General features: G+C 75.9%; 25 protein-coding genes. 11 read left to right on the plus strand and 14 right to left on the minus strand.

Annotation, left to right across the window (positions count from 1 at the left end; all coding sequences use genetic code 11):
- Position 1 precedes the first annotated feature (1 nt).
- From BM165_RS08865 to BM165_RS08885, 5 genes are all read right to left on the minus strand, one after another.
- Positions 2-727, minus strand: coding sequence for an inositol monophosphatase family protein (locus BM165_RS08865; protein ID WP_075013190.1), 726 nt, complete (start codon positions 725-727; stop codon positions 2-4).
- Positions 724-1,449: a PaaI family thioesterase gene (locus BM165_RS08870; protein ID WP_075013191.1), complete on the minus strand. Its 726-nt coding sequence runs from the start codon at positions 1,447-1,449 to the stop codon at positions 724-726. Before BM165_RS08870 ends, BM165_RS08865 begins: the two co-directional genes overlap by 4 nt.
- Positions 1,439-3,067, minus strand: coding sequence for a sensor histidine kinase (locus BM165_RS08875; RefSeq protein ID WP_075013192.1), 1,629 nt, complete (start codon positions 3,065-3,067; stop codon positions 1,439-1,441). Before BM165_RS08875 ends, BM165_RS08870 begins: the two co-directional genes overlap by 11 nt.
- Positions 3,064-3,792 (minus strand): response regulator transcription factor, encoded by a 729-nt coding sequence (locus BM165_RS08880; RefSeq protein WP_075013478.1) that lies wholly within the window; start codon positions 3,790-3,792, stop codon positions 3,064-3,066. The genes BM165_RS08875 and BM165_RS08880 overlap by 4 nt, the downstream gene beginning before the upstream one ends.
- A 193-nt stretch (positions 3,793-3,985) precedes the next feature.
- The gene (locus tag BM165_RS08885) at positions 3,986-4,762 is read right to left on the minus strand and encodes a siderophore-interacting protein (protein WP_075013193.1); all 777 of its coding nucleotides are present in this window, start codon (positions 4,760-4,762) and stop codon (positions 3,986-3,988) included.
- A 345-nt stretch (positions 4,763-5,107) separates the two neighbouring features.
- Between BM165_RS08885 and BM165_RS08890 the strand changes: the two genes are divergently transcribed.
- Positions 5,108-5,320 carry a hypervirulence associated TUDOR domain-containing protein gene (locus BM165_RS08890; RefSeq protein ID WP_075013194.1) on the plus strand — a complete coding sequence of 71 codons (213 nt, stop codon included), beginning with the start codon at positions 5,108-5,110 and terminating at the stop codon, positions 5,318-5,320.
- Between the two features lie 22 nt (positions 5,321-5,342).
- A complete protein-coding gene (locus tag BM165_RS08895; protein ID WP_075013195.1) occupies positions 5,343-5,774 on the plus strand; it encodes a DUF2795 domain-containing protein in 432 nt (143 codons plus the stop codon).
- Between the two features lie 22 nt (positions 5,775-5,796).
- Here BM165_RS08895 and BM165_RS24730 read toward each other — a convergent pair whose 3' ends face one another.
- Positions 5,797-6,999 carry a coiled-coil domain-containing protein gene (locus BM165_RS24730; RefSeq protein ID WP_075013196.1) on the minus strand — a complete coding sequence of 401 codons (1,203 nt, stop codon included), beginning with the start codon at positions 6,997-6,999 and terminating at the stop codon, positions 5,797-5,799.
- A gap of 213 nt (positions 7,000-7,212) precedes the next feature.
- On the opposite strand from BM165_RS24730, the gene BM165_RS08905 reads away from it, so the two are divergent.
- On the plus strand, positions 7,213-9,315 hold the full coding sequence (locus BM165_RS08905) for an LCP family glycopolymer transferase (RefSeq protein ID WP_083427240.1): 2,103 nt from the start codon (positions 7,213-7,215) through the stop codon (positions 9,313-9,315).
- 103 nt (positions 9,316-9,418) lie between these two features.
- Here the strand turns inward: BM165_RS08905 and pstB are convergent, their stop codons facing one another.
- The 6 genes from pstB to BM165_RS25160 form a co-directional block, all read right to left on the minus strand.
- Complete coding sequence (gene pstB / locus BM165_RS08910; protein ID WP_075013198.1) at positions 9,419-10,198, minus strand: phosphate ABC transporter ATP-binding protein PstB; 780 nt, start codon at positions 10,196-10,198, stop codon at positions 9,419-9,421.
- A gap of 25 nt (positions 10,199-10,223) precedes the next feature.
- A complete protein-coding gene (gene pstA / locus BM165_RS08915; protein WP_075013199.1) occupies positions 10,224-11,303 on the minus strand; it encodes a phosphate ABC transporter permease PstA in 1,080 nt (359 codons plus the stop codon).
- The gene (gene pstC / locus BM165_RS08920; protein ID WP_075013200.1) at positions 11,303-12,256 is read right to left on the minus strand and encodes a phosphate ABC transporter permease subunit PstC; all 954 of its coding nucleotides are present in this window, start codon (positions 12,254-12,256) and stop codon (positions 11,303-11,305) included. Before pstC ends, pstA begins: the two co-directional genes overlap by 1 nt.
- A 109-nt stretch (positions 12,257-12,365) precedes the next feature.
- On the minus strand, positions 12,366-13,484 hold the full coding sequence (gene pstS / locus BM165_RS08925; RefSeq protein WP_075013201.1) for a phosphate ABC transporter substrate-binding protein PstS: 1,119 nt from the start codon (positions 13,482-13,484) through the stop codon (positions 12,366-12,368).
- 246 nt (positions 13,485-13,730) lie between these two features.
- Complete coding sequence (gene mshD, locus BM165_RS25155) at positions 13,731-14,675, minus strand: mycothiol synthase (RefSeq protein ID WP_075013479.1); 945 nt, start codon at positions 14,673-14,675, stop codon at positions 13,731-13,733.
- Positions 14,672-15,442, minus strand: a complete 771-nt coding sequence (locus tag BM165_RS25160; protein ID WP_075013202.1) for a winged helix-turn-helix transcriptional regulator — start codon at positions 15,440-15,442, stop codon at positions 14,672-14,674. Before BM165_RS25160 ends, mshD begins: the two co-directional genes overlap by 4 nt.
- 221 nt (positions 15,443-15,663) lie before the next feature.
- Here BM165_RS25160 and BM165_RS25165 point away from each other — a divergent pair, with 221 nt between their 5' ends.
- The 5 genes from BM165_RS25165 (at position 15,664) to BM165_RS08960 (ending at position 18,976) form a co-directional block, all read left to right on the plus strand.
- Positions 15,664-16,479, plus strand: a complete 816-nt coding sequence (locus tag BM165_RS25165; RefSeq protein ID WP_075013203.1) for a hypothetical protein — start codon at positions 15,664-15,666, stop codon at positions 16,477-16,479.
- A gap of 2 nt (positions 16,480-16,481) precedes the next feature.
- On the plus strand, positions 16,482-17,183 hold the full coding sequence (locus tag BM165_RS08945) for an LmeA family phospholipid-binding protein (protein WP_075013204.1): 702 nt from the start codon (positions 16,482-16,484) through the stop codon (positions 17,181-17,183).
- 56 nt (positions 17,184-17,239) lie between these two features.
- Positions 17,240-17,569 carry a thioredoxin family protein gene (locus tag BM165_RS08950; RefSeq protein ID WP_075013205.1) on the plus strand — a complete coding sequence of 110 codons (330 nt, stop codon included), beginning with the start codon at positions 17,240-17,242 and terminating at the stop codon, positions 17,567-17,569.
- 277 nt (positions 17,570-17,846) lie between these two features.
- Complete coding sequence (locus BM165_RS08955; protein ID WP_075013206.1) at positions 17,847-18,680, plus strand: sulfurtransferase; 834 nt, start codon at positions 17,847-17,849, stop codon at positions 18,678-18,680.
- Between the two features lie 2 nt (positions 18,681-18,682).
- A complete protein-coding gene (locus BM165_RS08960) occupies positions 18,683-18,976 on the plus strand; it encodes a DUF1416 domain-containing protein (protein ID WP_075013207.1) in 294 nt (97 codons plus the stop codon).
- 319 nt (positions 18,977-19,295) lie between these two features.
- Here the strand turns inward: BM165_RS08960 and BM165_RS08970 are convergent, their stop codons facing one another.
- Positions 19,296-20,114, minus strand: coding sequence for a DUF4184 family protein (locus tag BM165_RS08970; RefSeq protein WP_075013209.1), 819 nt, complete (start codon positions 20,112-20,114; stop codon positions 19,296-19,298).
- A gap of 65 nt (positions 20,115-20,179) precedes the next feature.
- On the opposite strand from BM165_RS08970, the gene BM165_RS26055 reads away from it, so the two are divergent.
- The 3 genes from BM165_RS26055 to BM165_RS08980 all read left to right on the plus strand — a co-directional run bounded on the left by BM165_RS26055 (position 20,180) and on the right by BM165_RS08980 (position 22,659).
- Positions 20,180-20,314, plus strand: a complete 135-nt coding sequence (locus BM165_RS26055) for a hypothetical protein (RefSeq protein WP_280140697.1) — start codon at positions 20,180-20,182, stop codon at positions 20,312-20,314.
- 99 nt (positions 20,315-20,413) lie between these two features.
- The gene (locus BM165_RS08975) at positions 20,414-20,950 is read left to right on the plus strand and encodes a heme-binding beta-barrel domain-containing protein (protein WP_075013210.1); all 537 of its coding nucleotides are present in this window, start codon (positions 20,414-20,416) and stop codon (positions 20,948-20,950) included.
- Entirely contained in the window at positions 20,947-22,659 is a 1,713-nt protein-coding gene (locus BM165_RS08980; protein ID WP_143108095.1) for a DUF885 domain-containing protein, read from the plus strand. The genes BM165_RS08975 and BM165_RS08980 overlap by 4 nt, the downstream gene beginning before the upstream one ends.
- Here BM165_RS08980 and BM165_RS08985 read toward each other — a convergent pair.
- Positions 22,656-23,342 carry a TetR/AcrR family transcriptional regulator gene (locus BM165_RS08985; protein ID WP_075013211.1) on the minus strand — a complete coding sequence of 229 codons (687 nt, stop codon included), beginning with the start codon at positions 23,340-23,342 and terminating at the stop codon, positions 22,656-22,658. The genes BM165_RS08980 and BM165_RS08985 overlap by 4 nt on opposite strands.
- Positions 23,343-23,359: the final 17 nt, after the last annotated feature.

Raw genomic sequence — 23,359 nt, forward strand, 5'->3', positions numbered from 1 at the left:
GTCAGCGCACCGCGGCCAGGAGGGCGGCGGCCAGCTCCGGGCGGCAGACCAGCAGGTCGGGCAGCGAGGGGTCGGGCTCGTTGTAGCGCAGGGGCGACCCGTCGAGCCGGAGCGCGGTCAGGCCGGCGGCCAGGGCGACGGCGACCGGCGCGGCGGAGTCCCACTGGTACATGCCGCCGGCGTGCACGTAGGCGTCGACCTCGCCGCGCACCACCGCCGTGGTCTTCCAGCCGGCCGAGCCCAGCGGCACCAGCTCACCGCCGACCGCCGCCGCCGCCTCCTCCGCCTGTGCCGGCGGGCGGGTCCGGCTGACGGCGATCCGCGGGGGCCGCGCCACGGCCGGGGGCAGTGGCGGCGCCGGGTCGGTCACCAGCACCTCGCCGACGGCCGGCAGCGCCACCGCGGCCGCGCCCAGCCCGCCGGCCGACCACAGCGCCACGTGGACGGCGAAGTCCGGGCGGCCGGCCTCGCCGTACTCGCGGGTGCCGTCGAGCGGGTCGACGATCCACACCCGTCCGGCCTCCAGGCGGCTGCGGTCGTCGGCGGCCTCCTCGCTGAAGACGACGTCGTCGGGGCGGTGCTCGGCGAGGACCGCGGTGATCGCCTGCTGCGCTGCCGCGTCCCCGGCGTCGCCGAGCGCCCGCCCGGACAGCCCGCCGCCGCGCAGGTCGAGCAGCACCGCGGCGGCCGCCCGCGCGGCGGACGCGGCGACCTCGACGTCCCTCACGGCCGGTCCTCCCGCGCGGCGGCGGGCGCGGTCGCGTCGGTGGGCCGCGACGGCGGGGCGTGTCGGCCAGCGGCGTCGGTGACCTCGGCGAAGTACGCCGCGCGCAGCTCCTCCCGGGGGAGCACGAACACCGCCCGCGCCTCCACCAGAGGCCGGTCGGGCTCGGCGGCGAGGGCCATCGAGCCGGTGACGAGGGACTTGCGGCCGCCGTGCTCGACCACCCGGCCCCGGCAGACGACCGGGACGCCCAGCGCGACCGGACGGCGGTAGTCGAGCTCCAGCCGCGCCGTCATCCCCCACAGGCCCGCGCGGATCGTGGCCGCGCCGAGGACCTGGTCCATGACCATGCCGCTCATCCCGCCGTGCAGGAACCCCGGCGGTCCCTCGTGGGCCGGGCCGAAGGTCACCTCGCCGACGACGCCGCCGGGCTCCTCGCGCAGCACCAGCGGCGGCGCCAGCGCGCTGCCGACCCCGGTGACCGGGTTGAACACCCGCCGGAAGCGCACCGGGTCGTCGAGGACGGGCAACCGGGTGAGCGGGCGGACCGAGGCGCCGAGCCGGGCGGTGACGGCGCGCACCGTCGCGGCGGCCTCGTGCAGTTCACCGGCCGGGACGGTCGTGCGCACCGAGGCGTCCACCAGCCCGCGCAGCGCGTCCCCGAGGTCGCTGACGGCCGCCATCAGGTCGGGGTCGTACGGGGCGCCGTCGTCGTCAGTGGTCACCCGCGGACGGTACGTCCGGCCGTCCGGTCGCCTCCCCGGGACCGTCCTCGGCCGCGGTGGGGGGAGCGGCGGCGAGGACGCCGGGCGGGCCGCTGAGGTCCGGGCCGGAGCGGGGCAGCCGGACGGTGAAGGCGGCACCGCGGCCGGGCGCGGTGTCCAGGGCGACGTCGCCGCCGTGCGCGGCCACCAGCGCGCGCACGATCGACAGGCCCAGGCCCGTGCCGCCGGCGACGCGGCTGCGCGAGGCGTCGGCCCGGTAGAAGCGCTCGAACACCCGCGCGGCGTCCTCCGGCACCATGCCCGGGCCCTCGTCGGCCACCCGCACCACCACCCGGTCGCCACCGTCACTGGTGTCCTCGCCGATCCGGACCGTGACCGGCGCCGTCCGGGGGGTGTGCACCAGGGCGTTGGAGACCAGGTTGCCCACGACCTGGCGCAGGCGGGCCTCGTCGCCGAGCACCACCGGCACCTCGGTGAGGGACTCGTCCAGGTGCAGCGAGATCGGCCGGTCGGGCTGGAGCGCGCGGGCGTCGTGCACCGCGTCGCCGGCGATCTCGGCCAGGTCGACCGGGGTCAGCGACAGCGGGCGCTGCTGGTCCAGGCGCGCCAGCTGGAGCAGGTCCTCGACCAGCACGCCCATCCGGGCGCCCTCGCTCTCGATCCGCTGCATCAGGCGCGCGGTCTCCGCCGGGCTGCCGACCGCGCCCTGCCGGTAGAGCTCGGCGAAGCCGCGGATCGACGTCAGCGGCGTCCGCAGCTCGTGGCTGGCGTCGGCGACGAAGCGGCGCATCCGCTCCTCGGAGGCCCGCGCCTGCTCCTCGGAGGCCTTCTGGGCGCGGAAGGCGCTCTCGATGCGGGTGAGCATGCCGTTGAGCGCCTGCGACAGCCGGCCCACCTCGGTGCGGCCGTCCCCGGCGGGCACCCGCTGGGACAGGTCACCGGCGGCGATGGCCTGGGCGGTCCGCTCGACAGCGGCGAGCGGGCGCAGGCTGCTGCGCACCAGCCCGTAGCCGGCCAGTCCCAGCGCCACCAGCACGACCAGGCCGACGACGACCTCGATGGCCACCAGCCGGCCGATGACCTTGTCGTCGCGGCCGAGGTCGCCGCCCGCGACGAGCACGAGGTCTCCGGGCAGTCCCACCGCCGTGACCCGCCAGTACGTGTCGCCGTCCTCCGAGCGCACGGTGTGGGTCGGGAGCCTCCCGGGACGGCCGGGGCCGCCTGGCCCGGAGTCGGCGGCGATGGCCACGGCGTCCTCGCGGTCGAGGTCGGGCAGCGCGTCGTCGGAGGGCGGGCCGATGAGCACGATCGGTTCGTCGTCGCTCGGGAGGACGCAGGCGAGGTAGCTGCCGGGTGTGACGGAAGGCTGCCGGCCCCCGAACAGGCAGGCGGTCACCAGGTCGTCCCGCTGCAGGATCCCCCGCAGCGTGCTCTGCAGCTGCTGGTCCTGCTCCTCGGCCAGGTAGCGCTTGAGCAGCGACGTCGCCGTCACCCCGGTGACGACGAGGGCGACGGTGACCAGGGCGAGCAGCAGCGCCACGAGGGTGATGCGCAGCGGGACCCGCGGCAGCCGGGAGCCGCCGCGGGTCCCGGGAGGGGTGCCGGGGGAGGTGCTCACGAACCGCGCGGCAGGCGCAGCGTGTAGCCGACCCCGCGGATGGTGTGCAGCAGCCGCGGCTCGGTGGTGTCGACCTTGCGCCGCAGGTAGGAGATGTAGGACTCCACGACGTTCGCCTCGCCGTTGAAGTCGTAGTTCCACACGTGGTCGAGGATCTGTGCCTTCGACAGCACCCGCCCGGCGTTGGCCATGAGGTAGCGCAGCAGCTTGAACTCGGTGGGGGACAGCGACACGACCTCGCCGGCCTTCACGACCTCGTGCGACTCCTCGTCGAGCTCGATGTCGGCGAAGGTCAGCCGGGGGCTCTCGGCGGCGCGCTGCTGCCCGGTGCTGCGCCGCAGCACCGCCCGGATGCGGGCGAGCACCTCGTCGAGGCTGAAGGGCTTGGTGACGTAGTCGTCCCCGCCGAGCGTGAGGCCGGAGACCTTGTCCTCCGCGGCGTCGCGCGCGGTGAGGAACAGCACCGGCGTGTGCCGGCCGCTCTCGCGCAGCCGCCGCACGACGCCGAAGCCGTCGAGCCCCGGCATCATGACGTCGAGGACGAGCAGGTCGGGGCGGAAGGTCGCCGCCAGTGCCAGGGCCTGCTGGCCGTCGGCCGCCGTCGCCACGTCGAAGCCGGCGTACCGCAGGCTCGCGGACAGCAGCTCGCGGATGTTGGGCTCGTCGTCGACCACCAGGAGGCGGGCCTCCGGGCCGGTGCCTCGAGCGGTGCGGGTACCCGTCACCACGTCTCCCGTCGGACGCCTGGTCACCGTCGTCATGGTCCCCACGGTGCCCGGCACTGCTGCTGCTCCGCTGGACGGTACCTGTGAGGACGCTGGACGGGAGGGTCCTCCGCACCCGGCGGGCGCGGTCCCCAGCCCGGTGGGCGCGGTCCCCAGCCCGGCGGGCGCGGTCCTCGGCTGGCGGGTGCGGTCCTCAGCCGGCGGGCGCCATCGCGCGGCCCCGCCGCCAGTAGCCGATGGCGTGGTGCTGCGCCCGCGACAGGCCCCACCGGCCGCGCAGGTCGGCGCGGACCGCCCGCACGGCCGCGGACTCGGCGGCGACCCACGCGAAGAGGTCCTCGCCGGCGGGGCGCTCGAGCGCGGCGACGGCGTCGGCCAGCACCGTGCTCTCCCCGGGCGGCGTCCCGCCGCGGTGCAGCCAGCGCACCTCGACACCCGGCGGCGCGGCGAGCGACTGCTCCTCCTCGGGTCCGGCCACCTCCAGCAGCGCGGTGCCCACGACGTCCGGGGCCGCCGCCCCGAGGATGCGGGCGATCGCCGGCAGCGCCGTCTCGTCGCCCGCGAGCAGCACGGTGCCGGCCGGCCGGTCCCCGAGGGGCCCGCTGCCGGCCACCCCCAGCAGCGCGCCGGGCGCGGCGGCCCCGGCCCAGGCCGCGGCCGGGCCGTCACCGTGCAGGACGAAGTCGATCTCCACCTCGCCGCGTGCGGGGTCCTGCCGCCGGGCGGTGTAGCTGCGCAGGCTCACCCCGTGCGCGCCGACCGGCCACACCACCCGCCCGTCGCGTGCCACGGCCGGCCAGCGGGGCGCGGCGTCGCCCACGCGCGGGACGAGCAGGTTGACCGTCGGCCCGGCGGACGCGACGGCGTCCGGGGTGCCGGAGAGCACCACCCGGCGCACCGAGGGGGTCACGTCGGCGACGGACACGACCGTGAGGACGTCGACGCTGCGGACATCTCCGGCCTCCGACACGAGCGCGAGCCTAGGGACCGGGTGTCGACGCGGGCCGACCCGGCCGACCCCGGGGGAATGGGGTCGACCGGGCCGGCGATCGAGGACGGGGGGGCATCACCGAGCGTTACCGCTGCTCGACTCTCAGCAGGCAGTTTGCTCCGTGGGCCCCCGTCACCGGGAACGCTACGTGACGATCGAGGTCCTGGCACTGCCCGATCGGGTGGTGCTCCCCGCTGCGGGGGTGAGCTGGGTCGCGCGCGGCCACCGCCGGAGCCGTGCGCCGGGCCGCCGGGGCCCGATGTGTGCCCCCGCGACGGGGCGGGCACCGGGGGTGGGTCCAGCGGGGCGAGGGAGGACGGACGCATGGCCGACGACGTGAAGAAGGGTGACCACGTCACCTGGAACAGCCACGGCAGCAAGGTCGAGGGCACGGTGACGAAGGAGATCACCGAGGACACCGAGGCCGGCGGCCGCACGGTCAGGGCCAGCTCCGACGACCCGCAGTACGAGGTGACGAGCGACAAGAGCGGCAAGACGGCGGTGCACAAGCCCTCCGCGCTGCAGAAGAAGAAGTAGACACCCGCCGAGGGGAGAGACCGTGAGCGAGACCGACGACCGCTTCGCCGGAGCGTCTTCACGCAGCAACAAGCACAACCCGCGCCTCGACGAGGAGCTCGAGCACGAGATCCAGGGGATGCTCAAGAGCAACCACGCGACGCGGTCCGAGGAGTTCCGCGAGGTCGAGCCGGTCGCCGAGGGCGAGCCGGACACCGGCGACAGCCCCAACAGCACGCTGATCGGCGGCGTCCCCGTGGGCATGACCGAGGACGCCGTCGTGGCCCGCGCCGAACTGGCGCGCTGGCTGGTGCGCGCCGACTTCCCGAACACCGGTCCCCAGCTGGTCGAGGCCGCGCTCGACCACCGGGCGCCCGACGCCGTCGTCGCCGAGCTGGAGCGGCTGCCCGAGGGCGAGACTTACGAGCGGATCGGCGACGTCGTCCGCGCGCTGGGGTACCCGACCGAGACCTGACCGGCCCGACCCCGGAGGAGGCTCAGGAGCCCACGCGCTCCTGGGCCTCCTCGTCGTCGTCCTGGGCGCTGTCGTTCCCCGCGATCTCCTCCGCGCCGCGTCGGCGGAAGAGCTTGGAGCCGGGGAAGCCCTTCACCACGTGCCGCAGGTCCTGCATGGTGTCGACCAGGTCGTGCACGTCGGTCCCGACGCCTTCGAGCGAGGCCAGGACGGGGATCACGGTCTGGTCCAGGGAGTCGACCAGCGTCGGCAGCCGGTCGGCCAGCAGGACCAGCGCCTCGACCTCGTGCGGGTCCAGCGTCTCGGCCAGTCGCCGGACGCTCGGCGTGAGCTGCGCCAGCGGCCCCTCGTAGCCGGCCAGCAGGGGGTCGACCCGGCCGACGAGGCCCTCCGCGGCGCCCACCGCACCGTCGGCCCGGTCGATCACGGCGGCCGAGCGGCCGATGGTGGCGCTCACCGCCTCGATGGCCTCGTCGGACCGCTGCTGGGTGGCCTGCACGGCGGTGATGACGGCGTCCGACCGCTGCTGGGTGGCTTCCACGGCGGAGATGACGGCGTCCGACCGCTGCTGGGTGGCTTCCACGGCGGAGATGACGGCGTCCGACCGCTGCTGGGTGCCCTGCACGGCGGAGATGACGGCGTCCGACCGCTGCTGGGTCCGCCCGACCGCCTCGATCGCCTCGTCGGCCTTCTGCTGGGTCCGTCCGACGGCGCCGATCGCCTCGTCGGCCTTCTGCTGGGTCCGTCCGACGGCGCCGATCGCCTCGTCGGCCTTCTGCTGGGTCCGTCCGACGGCGCCGATGGCAGCGTCGGCCCGCACCTGTGTCCCCTCCACGGCGGAGATCGCCGCGTCGGCCCGCTTCTGGGTGTCCCCGACGGCGTCGATGGCCCCGTCGGCCCGCTCCTGCGTGCGTCCGACCGCGGTGATCGCGTCGTCGGCCCGCTGCCGGGTGGCCTGGACGGCGGTGATCGCCTCGTCGGCGCGGTGCCGCGTCTCGCCGACGCCCCCGATGGCCCGGTCGGCCGCCTCGATGGTGCCCTCGGCGTGCCCGACGAGGTCCTCCACCCGGCCGACGACCCCGTCGACCCGGTCGAGCAGGCCCTCGAACCGGCTCACCGCGGCCGCCACCCGCGGCAGCAGGGCGAGCGCCTCGGCGAGGCCGTCGCGCAGGCTCTCGACGGCGGAGAACACGTCGGACGGACCGGGGATCGTCGGCAGCCTCACGCGCCGACGCTACGTCCGTGGACGGCGGGTCGCCCGGCCGGGGACTGTCCGGCCACCCGGTCGGGTAGGCACGGGCGGAGGTCCGCCGCGCCGTCGTCCCGCGCGTCGCCCCTCGGGAGGGCTCGCGGGCCGTATCGTTGCGTGCTGCTGCACATGCGGGGAGCGACGGCCCGGCGCTGCGGCGCGGACGACGACACGGACGACGACGATGGGATGTCGACACCGGTGGGCGAGGGACGGGGGCGGGACGGCAGAGACGACGGGCGCGGTCCTGACGCACCCGGTCCGCTCACCGTCGAGCAGCTGATCGCCCGGTCCGGCAACGCCACCGGCCGCCGCGCCGCCCGCCGCACCGGCGAGGTGCCCATCCCGCTCGAACCCGGTGAGTCGCTCCCGCCGCACCGCGGTCCCCGCCCGCCGGTGCCCGCGGCACCGGCACCGGCACCGGCACCGGCACCGAGCCCACCGCGCGCCCTCGACGACACGCCCGCAGCCCGCCGTGGCCTGCCGCCCGTCCCCGGTGGCCCGGCCGGGGTCCAGCGGTCGGCGCCGGTCCCGCCGCTGCCGGGCACCCACCGCTCGGGACCCGTGCCACCGCTGCCGGGCGTCCACCCGTCGGCGCCGGTGCCGCCGCTGCCCGGCGTCCACCGGTCCGGCCCCGTCCCGCCGCTGCCCGGGACCGACGGTGCCCGGCCGTCGACGCCGCTGTTCCCGCCGCTGTCCTCGGGGGCCGGCTCGTCCCGCCGTCCCGCCCCGCTCCCACCGATCCCCGGGCGCGACCCCTCGGCGCCGTCGGGCAGCGGGAGCACCCGGCGCCCCGTGACGGCCCGCCCGCCGCGCAGCCCGGCCCGCCGGCGGCTGGTCCGTGCCGGCCTCGCCCTGGCCGCGGTCCTCGGCCTCGCGCTCGCCTACCACCTGGGTCTCTACTCCTACGTCGACCGGGACATCGCCCGGGTCGCCGCGCTCGCGCCGGACGGGCCGGAGGTCATCGCCCCCCAGTGGCAGGAGGGCACGACCACCTACCTCGTGGTCGGCACCGACCTGCCCGGCACCGAGGGGCCGGCGTCGGTCACCAGCCTGCTGGTGCACGTGGCCGCCGACGAGGAGCGCGCGGTGCTCGTCAGCGTGCCGCCGACCGCGATGGTCGACACCCCCGCCTGCCCGACCGGGGACGGCGACGTCCGCGAGGCGGTGTCCGAGGCGTTCGCCAGCTCGCTGCTGACCGGCGGGCCGGCCTGCATGGTCCGCGCCGTGCAGCAGCTGTCGGGCCTGCGGGTCGACCACTACCTCTCCGTCGACCTCGGCCGGCTACCCTCCCTGGTCGACGCCGTCGGCGGGGTGAGCGTGTGCCTGCCCACCGCCGGACCGGCCGACGCCGCCTCCGCCGCCCCACTGCCGGCCGGCAGCTCCCGGCTCACCGGCGAGCGCGCGACCCGCTACCTGACCCCGGGAGACGCCGGCTCCGACGTCACCGGTGCCGCCGCCGCCGAGCGCGCCCAGCTGCTGCTGTCGGCGACCCTGCGCACGGCCGTGAGCGCCGGCACGCTGGCCAACACCCCCGAGCTCACCCGCTTCCTCACCCGGGCCGCCGACGCCCTGACCGTCGACGAGCAGACCACGCTCGGCGACCTGCGGACGCTCGCGGCGGCGCTCGGTGACCTCGAGGGCGGCGCCGTCCAGCGCGCCGGCCTGCCGGTCGCCCAGGTCGGCTACGTGCCCGCGGGCAGCGACCACGCCTACGTGCTGCTCGACGGCGCGCGGGTGCGCTCGCTCTTCGACGACGTCATCCAGAAGACCCGGGTCCCCGAGGAGCTCGCCGCCGCCGAGGTCGCGGCCGCCACCGCGGCGGCCGAGCCCGCCGCGCAGCCCGCTGCCGAGCCGTCGGCCACGACGCCGGGCCCGCAGCCGCTGACCGTGGCGAGCGCCGCGGTGACCGTCGACGTCCTCAACGGCACCGCCACCCAGGGGCTGGCCTCGACCGTGGCCGACCAGCTGCGCGCGCAGGGCTTCACGGTGGGCCAGGTGGGCAACGAGACCGGCACGGTCAACGAGACCGTCGTGCGCCACGGGCCCGGCGTCCTCGAGCCGGCGCGGACCGTCGCCGCCGCCGTCCCGGGAGCGGTGCTGCAGCCCAGCGACGCCATCGGCGACACCGTCCAGCTCGTCATCGGGCCGGGCTTCACCCAGGTCGTCCCGGTGCCGGCCCCGGCGCCCGCCGCCGTTGCCGAGGCCCCGGCGGCCGAGACGGCCGTCGTCGACACCACGACTCCGCCGGCGGACCCCGCGACGGGCACCGGCCCCGTCCGCTGCGGCTGACCGCTCCACGGGGCGGACACGACGAGGCCGCCGCGAGCGGACTCGCGGCGGCCTCACGAACGTGCTGGAACGACCCTGCCGCGGGGGCAGGAGCGTCCCCCGTCTATCCGAAGCGGCCGGAGATGTAGTCCTCGGTGGCCTTCTGGTCGGGGTTGCTGAAGATCTTCTCGGTCGGGTTGAACTCGATGAGCCGCCCGGGCTGCCCGACGCCGTTGAGGTTGAAGAAGCCGGTGGAGGTGCTCACCCGGGCCGCCTGCTGCATGTTGTGCGTGACGATCACGATGGTGAAGCGGTCCCGGAGCTCGGCCATGAGGTCCTCGATGGCCAGCGTGGAGATCGGGTCCAGCGCCGAACAGGGCTCGTCCATGAGCAGCACGTCGGGCTCGACGGCGATCGCGCGGGCGATGCACAGCCGCTGCTGCTGGCCGCCGGACAGGCTCGAGCCGGGCCGGTCGAGCCGGTCCTTGACCTCGTTCCACAGGTTGGCGCCGCGCAGGGCGCGCTCCACCAGGTCGTCGGACTCGGACTTCTTCATCTTCTTGCTGTTCAGCCGGTTCCCGGCGATGACGTTGTCGTAGATCGACATCGTCGGGAACGGGTTGGGCCGCTGGAAGACCATCCCGATCTGCCGGCGGACGTCCACGGGGTCGGTGTCGGCGCCGTAGAGGTCCTGGCCGTCCATGACGACCTTGCCCTCGACGCGGGCGCCGGGGATGACCTCGTGCATCCGGTTCAGCGAGCGCAGGAAGGTGGACTTCCCGCAGCCCGAGGGGCCGATCAGCGCCGTGATGCTGCGCGGCTCGATGGAGACGTTGACGCCCTCCACGGCGAGGAAGTTGCCGTAGTAGATGTTGAGGTCGGAGACCTCGATGCGCTTGGCCACGGGGGGATCCTCCGGGTCGGGTCGGTCAGCGACCGGTCTTGGGGGCGAACAGACGGCTGATCAGGCGGGCCACGACGTTGAGGACCATCACCAGGATGATGAGGACCAGGGCCGCCGTCCAGGCTCGGTCGAGGAAGGCCTGGGTCGCGGTGCCCGGCTGCGTCAGCTGGTAGTAGGCGAACACCGGGAGGGTCGCCATCCGTCCGTCGAACGGGTTGAGGTTCGTACCCGTGATGAGGCCGACGGTGATGAGCAGCGGCGCCGTCTCACCGATGACGCGGGCGACCGCGAGGGTGATGCCGGTGCCGAGGCCCGCGATGGCGGTCGGCAGGACGACCTTGACGATCGTCCGCCACTTGGGCACGCCCAGGGCGTAGCTGGCCTCCCGCAGCTCGTTGGGGACGAGCTTGAGGACCTCCTCGCACGAGCGGACGACGACCGGGATCATCAGCACCGACAGGGCCGCGGCACCCATCAGGCCGAGCCGGACGTCGTTGCCGAAGAGCAGCGTGAACAGCGCGAAGGCGAACAGGCCGGCGACGATCGACGGGATGCCGGTCATGACGTCGACGAAGAAGGTGATGGCCCTCTTCAGGCGCCCGGAGCCGTACTCCACGAGGTAGATCGCCGTCAGCAGGCCGATGGGCACGGAGATGACCGCGGTGACCGCGGTGATGATCACGGTGCCGAGGATGGCGTGGTAGGCGCCACCACCCTCGCCGACGACCCGGAACATCGAGTTGGTGAAGAACTGGGCGTCGAAGCGCGCCAGGCCCTTGTCGAGGACGGTGTAGACCAGCGACACCAGCGGGACCATCGCGATCGCGAACGCGGTGGTGACCAGCGCGGTGACCAGCCGGTCGGTGGCCTTGCGACGGCCCTCCACGGCCCGCGCCCCGACGTAGACGGCCAGCGTGCCCAGGATGACGCCGTAGATGACGGTGAGGGCGATGCTGAAGCCGGTGAGCGCCGACAGCGCGGCGCCCAGGGCGATCCCGGCGAGGTAGAGGCCGAGGGCGGCGTAACGGGGGAGCCGGCGCTGCGGGCGGATGGGCCCGCGGGGGTCCTCGGCGACCCGGACGGGGGACTGGGTCGAGGTGCTCATCAGTTGGCTCCGGAGAAGTCGGCGCGCCGGTTGACGATCCAGCGGGCGAGCATGTTGACCCCCAGCGTGATCACGAACAGCACCAGGCCGCTGGCGATCAGCGTGTTGATCCCCAGGCCGGTCGCCTCCGGGAACCGCAGGGCGATGTTCGATGCGATCGTCGAGGGGTTGGAGCTGCTGATCAGGTTCAGCGTGGCCCCGGCACCGCCGGAGAGCACGATCGCCACGGCCATCGTCTCGCCCAGCGCGCGGCCCAGGCCGAGCATCGCGCCGGCGATGACGCCGGACTTGCCGTACGGCAGCACCGCCATCTTGATCATCTCCCAGCGTGTGGCGCCGAGGGCCAGGGCGGCCTCGCGGTGCAGCGCCGGGGCCTGGCTGAACACCTCGCGGGCGATGGCCGAGATGATCGGCAGGATCATGACGGCGAGCACCAGGCCGACGGTGAACATCGTGCGGCCGCTGGTGGATGCCGGGCCCGCGAACAGGGGGATCCAGCCGAGGTTGTCCTCGGCCCACACGTGGAAGGGCACGAGGGCCGGGGCGAGGACCGCCAGGCCCCAGAAGCCGTAGACGACGCTGGGGATGGCCGCCAGCAGGTCGATGACGTAGCCCAGGCCGGCGGCGATCCGGCGGGGCGCGTAGTAGGTGACGAAGAGCGCGATGCCCACCGCGAGCGGCGTGGCGACCAGCAGCGCGAGGACGGCGCCGAGCAGCGTCCCGAGGATGAGGGGGGCGATGTAGCTCGCCAGGCCCTCGCCGCCGGGGATGTCCTCGGCGGGGGCGGTGAGGGCGGGGATCGCCTCGCTGATGAGGAAGGCGGCGACGCCGGCCAGCACGAGCAGGATGAAGATGCCCGAGCCCTTGGCGCTGCCGGCGAAGATGCGGTCACCCGCCCGGCGGACGACGCGCGGCGTCGAGGGGGGTTCGGTCGGGGCCTTCGTGGCGGTCACCGCTGCTCCGGGTGGTCGATCGGTGTGGTGCGGGGGAGCCCGTCGCCGGGCCGGACGGGTGGCCCGGGACGTCGTCGACGCCCCGGGCCACCCGGTGTGGTGCCCTGTGTCAGCCGGCGGTGATCGCGTCGACCGCGGTCTGGGCCTGCTCGCGCAGCGTGTCGGAGATGGGCGCGTTGCCGGCGTTCTCGGCAGCGGCCGCCTGGCCGTCCTCGCTGATCACGTAGGACATGAAGGCCTTGACGTTGTCGGCGGCCGCCTGGTCGTCGTACTGGACGCAGCCCACGTGGTAGCTGACGAGGACGATCGGGTACTCGCCCGAGCCCTCGGTCTGGCGGTTGAGCTCGATCGCGAAGTCGTACTCGCCGCGGCCCTCGACGGGCGGGGAGTTCTCCACGATGGCGGCGGCGGCCTCGGCCGACGGGGCGACGAACTCCTGGCCGACGGCGACGCTGGCCACGCCCAGGTCACCGGCGCGGCTGGCGTCGGCGTAGGTCACGGCGCCGGCCGTGCTCTCGACGACGCCGACGACGCCGGAGGTGCCGTTCGCGGCCTCGCCACCGGGCAGCGGCCACACGCCGTCGGGCTCGGACGTCCACACGTCGGGCGCCGTCTGGAACAGGTAGTCGGTGAAGTTGTCCGTGGTGCCGGAGTCGTCACCGCGGTGCACGGGGGTGATCCCGGTGTCGGGCAGCTGCGCGTCCGGGTTCGCCTCGGCGATCGCCGGGTCGTTCCAGGTGGTGATCTGGCCGGTGAAGATGCGCGCGATCAGGTCGGGCGTGAGGTTGAGCGAGTCGACGCCCTCGAGGTTGAAGATCACCGCGATCGGCGAGATGTAGTTCGGCAGCTCGAAGACCTCGCCGCCGGCGCAGCGCTCCTGCGCGGCGGTCAGCTCCTCCTCGTCGAGCGCGGCGTCGGAGCCGGCGAAGTCGGCCCGGCCGTCGATGAACTGCTCGCGGCCCGCGCCGGACCCGGCCGGGTCGTAGCTGAACTGCACGTCGGGGTACTCGCCCTCGAAGCCGGCCTGCCAGGCCTCCATGGCCGCCTGCTGGCTGCTGGCGCCGGCACCGACGAGGTCACCGCTGAGCTCAGCGGCGCTCCCGCCGCCGCCGCCGTTGCCGCCGCTGGTTCCTTCGGTCTCGTTGGACGCCCCACACGCAGCGAGCGAGAGGGTGCCGGCGAGCGCCGCGGAGAGGGCGACGGCGCGCGACCTGGTGCTGAGCTTCAACTCAGTGCCTTTCGGGAGAGGGACCCGGACCTCGATGCCGGGCACACGGGGACCAACGGACAGGGACGGTAGGCAGCCGAGGTGGCCGGTCCCGGGTGGTCCGGTGAACGCGCGGTGAACGCCGACGGAGCCTTTCCCGACCGGGTGAGAACGAGGTCACGTCCGGCAGGTGAACGAGTGCGTTTCGGGTGGCGTCGGGCACACCGGTACGGCACAAATGGCCGGTTGTGCCGAGGACGCCCCGGCTCAGGGCACGCGCCGCCAGGAGACGTCGACGGCGTGCCGGGTGAAGCCGCTCCGCTCGTAGAGCGCGACCGCCGGGACGTTGTCCTCCTCGACGTAGAGCAGCACCTGCGCCAGCCCGGCGGCGCGCAGGTGCGCCAGCCCCAGGGCGGTGAGCGCGCGGCCCAGACCCAGGCCCTGGGCGTCCGGGTCGATGCCGAGCACGTACACCTCGCCGACGGGGTCCGGGCCGGCGTCGCCGGGCGGGTGCACCTTCGTCCAGTGCGAGCCGAGCAGCGTGCCGCCGCCGTCGGGGTCGCCCCGCCAGGCGAGCAGGAAGCCGGCCGGGTCGAACCAGGGCTCGGCCTCGCGCAGGGCGAGGTCGGCGGGTGTCCAGGAGCCCTGCTCGGGGTGGGTGGCGAAGGCGCGGGCGTTGACGCGCAGCCACGCCGGCTCGTCGCGGCCGGGCCGGAAGGCGGTGACGGTGACGCCGTCGGGCGGCGCCACGCCGGGGTCGAGGTCGGCGTCGGACAGCGGCCGGCGCATCTGCAGCAGCACCCGCGCCCGGGAGTAACCGCGGGCGGTCGCGAGCGCGGTCGCGGCCGGCAGGTCGCCGTGCGCCCACACCCGCAGCGGCCGGGGGCCGGCCAGCTCCTCCAGGCGGGTCAGCAGGGCCCGTCCGGTCCCGCGGCCACGCGCGGAGGGGACGACGACGAGCTCGGCCTCGGCGTCGTCGGCCGTGCCGGCGTCGCCCAGCTCGAGGCGGGCGTAGCCCACGGGGACGCCGTCGGGGTCGGTGGCGAGCACGTCCCGCCCGCCCGCCGGGCCGCCGTGCTGCAGCCGCAGCTCGGCCTCCTCCGACAGCGGCCGGACGCCGTCGACCGCCGCCGCGGTGCGCAGCAACGCGAGGACGGCCGCGGTCTCGGCGGGGACGAGCCGCGGGGTGTCGCGGACGGCCGGTGCGCTCAGGGCAGCGGCGCGGTGCTGCGGGAGCCGTCGGCGAGGGGCTCGGTGCGCTCGGCGGCGACCCGCGCGGCGGCGGCCGCGGTGGCGTCGGCGACCTGCTGGTCGAGCTTGTAGCCCACGTTGCGCACGGTGCCGATCAGCGCCTCGTGCTCGGTGCCGAGCTTGGCGCGCAGCCGGCGGACGTGGACGTCGACGGTGCGGGTGCCGCCGAAGTAGTCGTAGCCCCAGATCTCCTGCAGCAGCTGGGCGCGGGAGAAGACCCGGCCGGGGTGCTGCGCGAGGTACTTGAGGAGCTCGAACTCCTTGTAGGTGAGGTCCAGCGGGCGGCCGCGGAGCTTGGCGGAGTAGCTGTGCTCGTCGATGACCAGCTCGCCGGCCTGCGTGACCCCGCCGTCCGCGCCGTCGGCCGGGGTGGTGGCGGCCAGCCGGCGGGCGGTGGCCCACTTGAGCCGGGCGTCGACCTCGGCCGGCCCGGCGGTGTCGAGCAGGACGTCGTCGACGCCCCAGTCGGCCGACAGGGCGACCAGTCCGCCCTCGGAGAGGACGGCGACGAGCGCGGAGGCGACCCCGGTGGAGGACAGCAGGCCGCACAGCGTGCGGGCCTGGACGAGGTCGTGGCGGGCGTCGACCAGGACGACGTCGCCGGAGTCGCCGTCGAGCAGGCTGGACAGCTCGGGTGCGACGACGCGCACCTGGTGGCCGAGCAGGCCGAGGGCGGGCAGCACCTCGGTGGTGGCCTGACGCGCCGCGGTCATGAGCACGAGTCGCATGTCGTCTCCTCGGGGAGGGCGTCGACGGCGCTGTCGAACCGAGATCGCAGGATAACCGACGCCCTCCGGCCCGCCCGGTGGCCGGCGGGGCGCGTCCTCCGGACGGGCGGACACGCCGGGGCGGCTCCGCGCGCGGGGCGGTCCGCGCGGAGGGTGTCTGAGACGATCGGGTCCGAGCGGGCACCGGTGCGCGGACCCGCCGTCCGCGGGCAGGAGGCGACGTGACCACCGCGCTGCAGACCCGGCCCGCCACGCGCGGTCGGCACCTCGCGGCGGCCGTCGTCGGGGCCGCCGCCGCGGCAGCCGTCGTCCTGGGAGCCGGCGTGGCTGGGGACGCCGGCCGGGGGGCCGCGGTGTTCCTGCTGCAGGTCGCGCTCGTCGTCGGGTGGTTGCTCGCGCTCGTCCCCGCCGGGGCGGCCGGGATCGCGGTGCTGGCCGTCGCGGCAGCCGCCGGGGCGGACCTCCTCGTCGCCTCCGCCGAGGACCCGGGCCCGGGGCTGCTCCTGGTCGTGGCGGGCCCGGCCCTGCTGGCCGCCGTGGTGCACCAGATGCTGCGCCGTCCCCCGCGCTCGGACGTCGTCGGCTCGCTGGGCTCGCTCGCCACCGTGGTGGCCGCCGCCTGCGCGCTGTCGCTGCTCCTGCTGCCCGGGGTGACCGGCGACGCCGACTCCCCGGCCACCTCGCCGCTGCTGGTCGTCGCGGCCGCCCTCGCTGCCGCGCACGTCCTCGACGCCGTGCTGCCCCGTCCCGCGATCGCCGAGGGCGTCGGCCGCGGGGTGCCCGGGCTGCTGGCCGCGGTGGCGGCCGGCATGGCCGTCTCCCTGCTCGAGAGCGGCACCGGCGAGCTCGTCGACGTCCTCTCCGGGGTCACCACCGGCCTGGTGCTCGGCCTGGTCGCCGCGCTCGCCGGGACGGTCGCCTCCTCCGTCCTCGCCGACGCCGGCCGCCGCGTCCCGTGGCCCGCCGGGGTCACGGTCGAGGCGCTCCTCCCGCTGGCCGCCTGCGCGCCGGCGCTGCTCGCCCTCACCGTCGGCTGACCGTGCGCACCCTCCTGGGCCTGCTCGCGCTCCTGCTCGTGCTGGGGGTGGTGGCCGGGCTGGTGGCCGACCCGATCGCCGAGGGCGCCGCCGAGCAGCGGGTCGCCGTCGCCCTGCGCGACGGCGGCGGCCTGGCCGGGACGCCGGAGGTCGACGTCACCGGCTGGCCCTTCCTCACCCAGGCCGTGTCGGGCACCTACGACGACGTCCGCATCTCCCTGACCGCCGAGGACCTGGGCCGCCCCGCGGGCACGACCGCCGACGTCGTCCTGCGCGGGGTGCACGTGCCGCTGTCCGACGCGCTCTCCGGCACCGTCCGGGAGGTCCCGGTCGACCGGATCGACGGCACCGCCACGCTGTCCTACGCCCTGCTGTCGGCCGAGCTGGGCGCCGACACGGTGCTGCAGCGCGAGGGCGACGGGCTGCGGGTCACGCGCACCGTCGAGCTGCTCGGGTACACGGTGCCCCTCACCGCGGTGGGCCGGGTGTCGCTCGACGGGCAGGACGTCGTCGTCGACGTCGACCGGGCGGAGGCGGCCGGCGTCGACGTCCCGGGCTCCGTCGTCGACCGGACCGAGGGCCTGCTCGACCTGCGCTACCCCGTCGAGCTGCCCTTCGGCCTGCGGCTGACCGGCGTCCGGCCGGGCGACGCCGGCGTCGTGGTGACCGCCGAGGCCGCCGACACGGTGCTGCGCACGCCCTGAGGGAATGCCCCCGGGACCCGAGGGGGTTCTCCCGGGGACCGGTGCGAGGAGGTGGCATGGGCGGACCCACCGCGGTGCTCGAGGGGCTCGGTGTGCGGCCGGCGGACGCCGACCTGACCGTCGTGCAGTTCTCCTCCGCGTTCTGCGGGCCCTGCCGGGCCACGCGGGCCCGGCTGCAGCACCTGCAGGCCACCCGGCCGGGGCTGGCCTGCGTCCAGGTCGACGCGGAGAGCCACCTCGACGCCGTCCGCGCGCTCGGCGTCCGCCGCACGCCGACGCTGCTCTACCTCGACCGGGAGGGCCGTCTGCTGGGCCGCAGCGACGGCGCCCCGCGGCCGCAGGAGCTCACCGCCCTCGTCGACGCCCACACGGGGGCACGGTCCTGATCGGTTACCCTCGTCACGTGGGCACCCTGCTGACCTCGCGCCGCACAGTGGACCTGTGCCGCGTCGGCAGCTGCCTGTGTCGCGCCTCCTGAGGGCGGCCCCGCTCCGCCCAGACGCGCCCTGACCGCCGTCCGGAGAGCCCATCCCCATGATCGACAGCCCGCGCCCACGGCCGACGTGTGCCCGGGCCGTGTGCCGCATCCGACCCGTGCGCCGCGTCCGTCCGGCGCGCACCGCCTGACCCGACCGCACACCACCACAGGGAGGAACACCCCCCATGAGCCGCAACGACGTGCTCGTCACCGCCGACTGGGCCCAGGAGCACATCGGCCAGCCCGGCATCGTCTTCGTCGAGGTCGACGAGGACACCAGCGCCTACGACAAGGGCCACATCGAGGGCGCGGTCAAGCTGGACTGGAAGACCGACCTGCAGGACCCGCTGCGCCGCGACTTCGTCGACCGCGAGCAGTTCGAGCAGCTGCTGTCGACCAAGGGGATCGCCAACGACGACACCGTCGTGCTCTACGGCGGCAACAACAACTGGTTCGCCGCCTACGCCTACTGGTACTTCAAGCTCTACGGGCACGACCAGGTCAAGCTCCTCGACGGCGGCCGCAAGAAGTGGGAGCTCGACAGCCGCTCGCTCTCGCCCGACGCCGTCGAGCGCCCGGCCACGCAGTACCGGGCGCAGGAGGCCGACACCTCCATCCGCGCCTTCCGTGACGAGGTCATCGCCGCGATCGGTCAGCAGAACCTGGTCGACGTCCGCTCGCCCGACGAGTTCGCCGGCAAGCTGGTCGCCCCGGCGCACCTGCCGCAGGAGGGCGCGCAGCGCCCCGGCCACATCCCGACCGCGGTGAACGTGCCGTGGAGCAAGGCGGCCAACGAGGACGGCACCTTCAAGAGCGACGACGAGCTGCGCAGGCTCTACGCCGACGCCGGCCTCGACGAGTCCAAGGACACCATCGCCTACTGCCGCATCGGCGAGCGCTCGAGCCACACCTGGTTCGTCCTGCGCGAGCTGCTCGGCCAGCAGAACGTCAAGAACTACGACGGCTCCTGGACCGAGTACGGCTCCCTGGTCGGCGTCCCGATCGAGAAGGGTGCCTGAGCATGTGCGGAGCCCCGAAGCAGGGCGGCGCCCTCGCCGGGATCGACCTGACCACCCAGACGGTGATCCAGGGCCAGGTGTGGCACGACGGCGCCCCCGTGGCCGGTGCCTACGTGCGGCTGCTCGACGAGACCGACGAGTTCACCGCCGAGGTGGTCACCAGCCCGGAGGGCGAGTTCCGCTTCTTCGCCGCCCCCGGGAAGTGGAAGCTGCGCTCGCTGGCACCCGTCGGCCGCGGTGAGCGCGTCGTCGACGCCGAGGTCGGCCTGACCGAGACCACCGTCGTCCTGGACTAGCACCGGCACGGTGCGGCAGCGCCCCTCCCGGCTCCGGCCGGGAGGGGCGCTGCCGTCCGTCCTGGGCCACGATGCCGGGGTGGACGGGTCGACCGGGACCCGCCGGACGACGCCGGGCCGGCCGGCGTCCGGGTCGACGCGGTGGCGCTCGTCTCGGTGGACACCGAGCGCCACCGGCCCTGCTGGCCGACCAGGGCCCCGACCTGGCCGCCCGCACGCAGGCGCAGATGGCCGCGCTGCCCCCGCTCGGGCGGGTGGGCACCCCGGGAGGAGGTCGCCGACGTGGTGCCCTTCCTCCTGTCCGGCGCCCCGGCGTTCGTCAGCGGGGCGGTCCTCCCGGTCGACGGCGGGCGGGCCGTGCGGGGTCCGGACCCCGAGGAGACCTGAGCGGGACCCGGCCGCGGCGGTGTCGGGCGGCGTGCCACGCGACGGCGCCCAGCCCGGCGGCCACGGCCATCGCCGCACCACCCGCCGTCGCCCCGAGGAAGCCCGCCTGCAGCACGTCGGGCGCACCCGTGGCGGCCGTGACGCCGGCGACCGCACCCAGCGCCAGCAGCCCGGCCCACACCGCCCAGGCGGTGTCGCGCAGGTCGCCGGGCCGCGACGGCGTCCGGCGCCACCAGGCGACCAGCCACCCGGCGAGGACGGCCGCACCCAGCACCGTGCTGGCGTGCTGGGCGACGTCGTAGCCGTACCAGTCCTCACCGAGCGCGCTGCCCACCGGGGCGCTCAGCGCGGGCACGTGCCGCGTGCCCCAGCCCCACCAGTGGGTGAACTGGTCCCAGCCGACGTGGGTGGCCGCCCCCACGGCCAGGCCGGCGAGGACGGAGCCCGCCGCCCGCGGCGAACGGAGGCGCCCGCGCAGCCCCGGGGGTGCGGACACGCGGCGGCGCAGCCCGGCCGGCGCGGCGGCCAGGGCCGGCCGGGCGAGCAGGCCGTGCCACACCGTCCACAGCGCGGCGCCGAGGACGACGTCGAGGGTGACCACCGCGAGCAGGCCGTGCGTGGGCCAGTCCGGCCCGCCCGGCAGGTAGAGGGGCAGGTCGGGCGCCAGGCTCCCGGCCACCAGCGCCGACGCCGGCAGGCCGGTCCGCAGGAACGGCAGCACCGCGGCGGGGTGGCTTCCCGTGAACGGCACGGCCCCATCCTCCCGTCCCGGCGGGTCCGGCCGCCGCTGCCGGGGTGCCCGCCTACCGTGTCGGCGTGGTCGCCGCGTGGGTCCTGGTCGCGCTCGCCGCGCTGGCGGCGCTCGCCTGTCTCGTCGCCGTCGGGCGGCTGACCCGGCCGGGGCGGCGTCCCCGCCGGGAGCGGTCCCGCCGCGGCCCGCGCGGCCGCTGACCACCGGGCCGCTGACCACCGGGCCGCTGACCACCGGGGCCGCGGGCCACCGGCACGGCTGACTAGCGTGAGGGGCATGCCTCCCCGGGACGCCGGCCGGTGACCGGCCCGACCGACCTGCCCGTCGCCGACACCGTCGACGTCCGCTCGGGACCCGAGGTGGCGCACGGCCTGCTGTCGCTGCTGCCCCTGCTCGGGGAGTGGCACGGCGAGGGGGTCCTCGCCGGCGGGGACGCCGGTGACCGGCGCTTCGGCCAGTGGGCCCGTTTCGCCCACGACGGCCGCGACTTCCTCGCCTACGAGTCCCGCACCTGGCTGATCGGGGGCGACGGCCGGGTCGAGGGCCCCGCCGTCCGCGAGTCCGGCTTCTGGCGGCCGCGCGGCGAGGACGACGTCGAGCTGCTGGTGACCAGCCCCGACGGGCTGATCGAGCTCTACGTCGGGCGGGCGCGGACGACCACGAGCTGGGAGCTGACCAGCGACGTCGTGGCGCGCACGCCCGACGCGCCGGAGACCACCCGCGCCGTGCGGCTCTACGGGATCGTCGAGGGGGCGCTCATGTACGCCATCGACCGGGCGGGTGCCGACACCCCGCTGCGGCCCACGATGTCGGCCCGGCTGGAGCGGCTCCGGTGAGCGTCCCGGTGGGCGGCTCGGTGGACACGCCGCGCCGGACGGCCGACCGCTACGTCGACGCCGTGGCCGACCTCGACCCGATCGTCGCCACCATGCTCGGCACGCGGCCCGGCGACGACCGGCTGCCCGACCCGAGCCCGGCGGGCCTGGAGGCCGAGGCCGACCTCGCCCGGCGGACCCTGGCCGAGCTCGACGCCGTCACGGCCGCCGACCCCGCGCTGGCCGACGACGCCGTCGAGCGCCGCTGCGCCCGGCTGCTCCGCGAGCGGCTGGGCGCCGAGCTCGCCGCCCACGAGGCCGGTGAGGGCCTCCGCGCGCTGTCGAACCTCTTCAGCCCCGTGCACTCGATCCGCCAGGTCTTCCTCCTCATGCCGACCGCCACCGAGGACGACTGGGCGGTCGTGGCACGGCGCATGGCCCGGGTGCCCGGGGCCTACCGCGGCTACCTCGACACCCTGCGCGAGGGGGCGCGGCGGGGGGTGTTCGCCGCGCCGCGCCAGGTGTCCACCGTCGTCGGGCAGCTCGGCGAGTGGCTGAGCGGCCCGTTCTTCGGCGGCCTGGCCGGCTCGGGGCCCGACGCGCTGCGCGGGGACCTCGAGTCCGCCGCCAGGGAGGCCGACGACGCCGTCGCCGAGGTGCGCGACTTCCTCCGCGACACCTACCTCCCGCAGGCCGAGGGCACCCCCGACGCCGTCGGCCGGGACCGGTACGCGCTCGCCGCCCGCCGCTGGAACGGCTCCGACCTCGGCGCCGGCCAGGGCCTGGAGGAGGCCTACGCGTGGGGCTGGGAGGAGCACCGGCGGCTGCTGGCCGAGCAGCGAGCGGAGGCCGGGGCGCTGCGGCCGGGCTCGACGCCGAAGGAGGCCATGGCCTGGCTCGACGAGCACGGTCCCGCGGTCGACGGCGTGGAGGCGATCCGGCAGCGGCTGCAGGCGATGATGGACGAGGCGATCTCCGCCCTCGACGGCACGCACTTCGACCTCGCCGAGCCGGTGCGCCGGGTCGAGGCGATGATCGCGCCGCCCGGCAGCGCCGCGGCGCCGTACTACACCCGCCCCGCGCAGGACTTCTCCCGACCGGGCCGCACCTGGCTGCCCACCCTGGGCCGCGAGCGCTTCCCGCTGTGGGACCTCGTCTCGATCTGGTACCACGAGGGCGTCCCCGGCCACCACCTGCAGCTCGCGCAGTGGGCGTACGTCTCCGGTGACCTGTCGACCTACCAGACGTCGCTGGGCTCGGTCAGCGCCAACGTCGAGGGCTGGGCGCTCTACGCCGAGCGGCTCATGGACGAGCTGGGGTACCTCACCGAGCCGGGCGCCCGGATGGGCTACCTCGACGCCCAGCAGCTGCGCGCGATCCGGGTGGTCGTCGACATCGGCATGCACCTGCGGCTGCCGGTCCCCGGCGACGCCGAGGGCGTGCTGGCCGGGCACCGCGGGCAGCCGTGGACGCCGGAGCTGGCGCGCGCGTTCGCCGGCGAGCACCTGGGCAGCGACCCGGCGTTCCTCGACAGCGAGATCGTGCGCTACCTCGGCCTGCCCGGGCAGGCGATCAGCTACAAGCTCGGCGAGCGCGCCTGGCTGGCCGGCCGTGCCGCCGCGCAGCGGGCCCGCGGCGCGGACTTCGACCTCAAGGCGTGGCACATGGCCGCCCTGTCGCAGGGCTCGCTGGGGCTCGACGACCTCGAGGACGAGCTCGCGCAGCTCTAGGCGGGGCGGAACCCGACCAGGCGGGCCAGCTCGGCCGTCACCAGGGCGAAGTAGCGGTCGCCGTCCTCCACCGACCCCACCAGCTGCCCGAACAGCTCGAAGCTGACCGTGCCGAACAGCGCGCTCCACGCGAGCAGGGCGCGCACCCGGACGGCGTCGTCGACGGCGGGGTGCCCCTGGCCGAGGACCTCGACGGCGGCGTCGCCGAGCAGCCCGGGCTCGCGGCCGCCGCCGTCGCCGGTGAGCCGGCCGGCGCGGGCGGCGTCGCCGAGGATCCGGCCGAGGACGATCCCGACCCGCGACGCCGCCGGGACGGTGTCGCGGGGCGCGACGTAGCCGGGCACGGGGGAGCCGTAGAGCAGCGCGTACTCGTGCGGGTGGGCGCGCGCCCAGTCGCGGACGGCGGAGCACACGGCCGACCAGCGCTCCTCCGGCGGCGCGGCGGTGTCGTCGGCCGCCTCGACCGCCGCGCCGATGGCGTCGTAGCCGTCGATGATCAGCCGGGTCAGCAGGTCGTCGCGGCTGGGGAAGTACCGGTACACCGCCGACGAGGCCATCCCCACCTCGCGGGCCACCGCCCGCAGCGACAGCGCCGCGGCCCCGACCTCGGCCAGCTGACGGCGGGCGGCGTCGGCGATCTCGGTGGTCAGCTCGGCGCGGACGCGTTCCCGGGCGGTGGGCACCCGTCGATGATGACCTG

Source organism: Geodermatophilus obscurus, assembly GCF_900115395.1.
Taxonomy (GTDB): Bacteria; Actinomycetota; Actinomycetes; order Mycobacteriales; family Geodermatophilaceae; genus Geodermatophilus; species Geodermatophilus obscurus_B.

What these genes read in the sequence shown, in the direction of transcription:
- BM165_RS08890 (WP_075013194.1), top strand. Translation starts at nt 5,108, where the DNA reads ATGGCCGACGACGTGAAGAAGGGTGACCACGTCACCTGGAACAGCCAC.
- BM165_RS08905 (WP_083427240.1), top strand. Translation starts at nt 7,213, where the DNA reads ATGTCGACACCGGTGGGCGAGGGACGGGGGCGGGACGGCAGAGACGAC.
- pstA (WP_075013199.1), bottom strand. Translation starts at nt 11,303, where the DNA reads ATGAGCACCTCGACCCAGTCCCCCGTCCGGGTCGCCGAGGACCCCCGC.
- BM165_RS25160 (WP_075013202.1), bottom strand. Translation starts at nt 15,442, where the DNA reads ATGCGACTCGTGCTCATGACCGCGGCGCGTCAGGCCACCACCGAGGTG.
- BM165_RS08950 (WP_075013205.1), top strand. Translation starts at nt 17,240, where the DNA reads ATGGGCGGACCCACCGCGGTGCTCGAGGGGCTCGGTGTGCGGCCGGCG.
- BM165_RS08955 (WP_075013206.1), top strand. Translation starts at nt 17,847, where the DNA reads ATGAGCCGCAACGACGTGCTCGTCACCGCCGACTGGGCCCAGGAGCAC.
- BM165_RS08960 (WP_075013207.1), top strand. Translation starts at nt 18,683, where the DNA reads ATGTGCGGAGCCCCGAAGCAGGGCGGCGCCCTCGCCGGGATCGACCTG.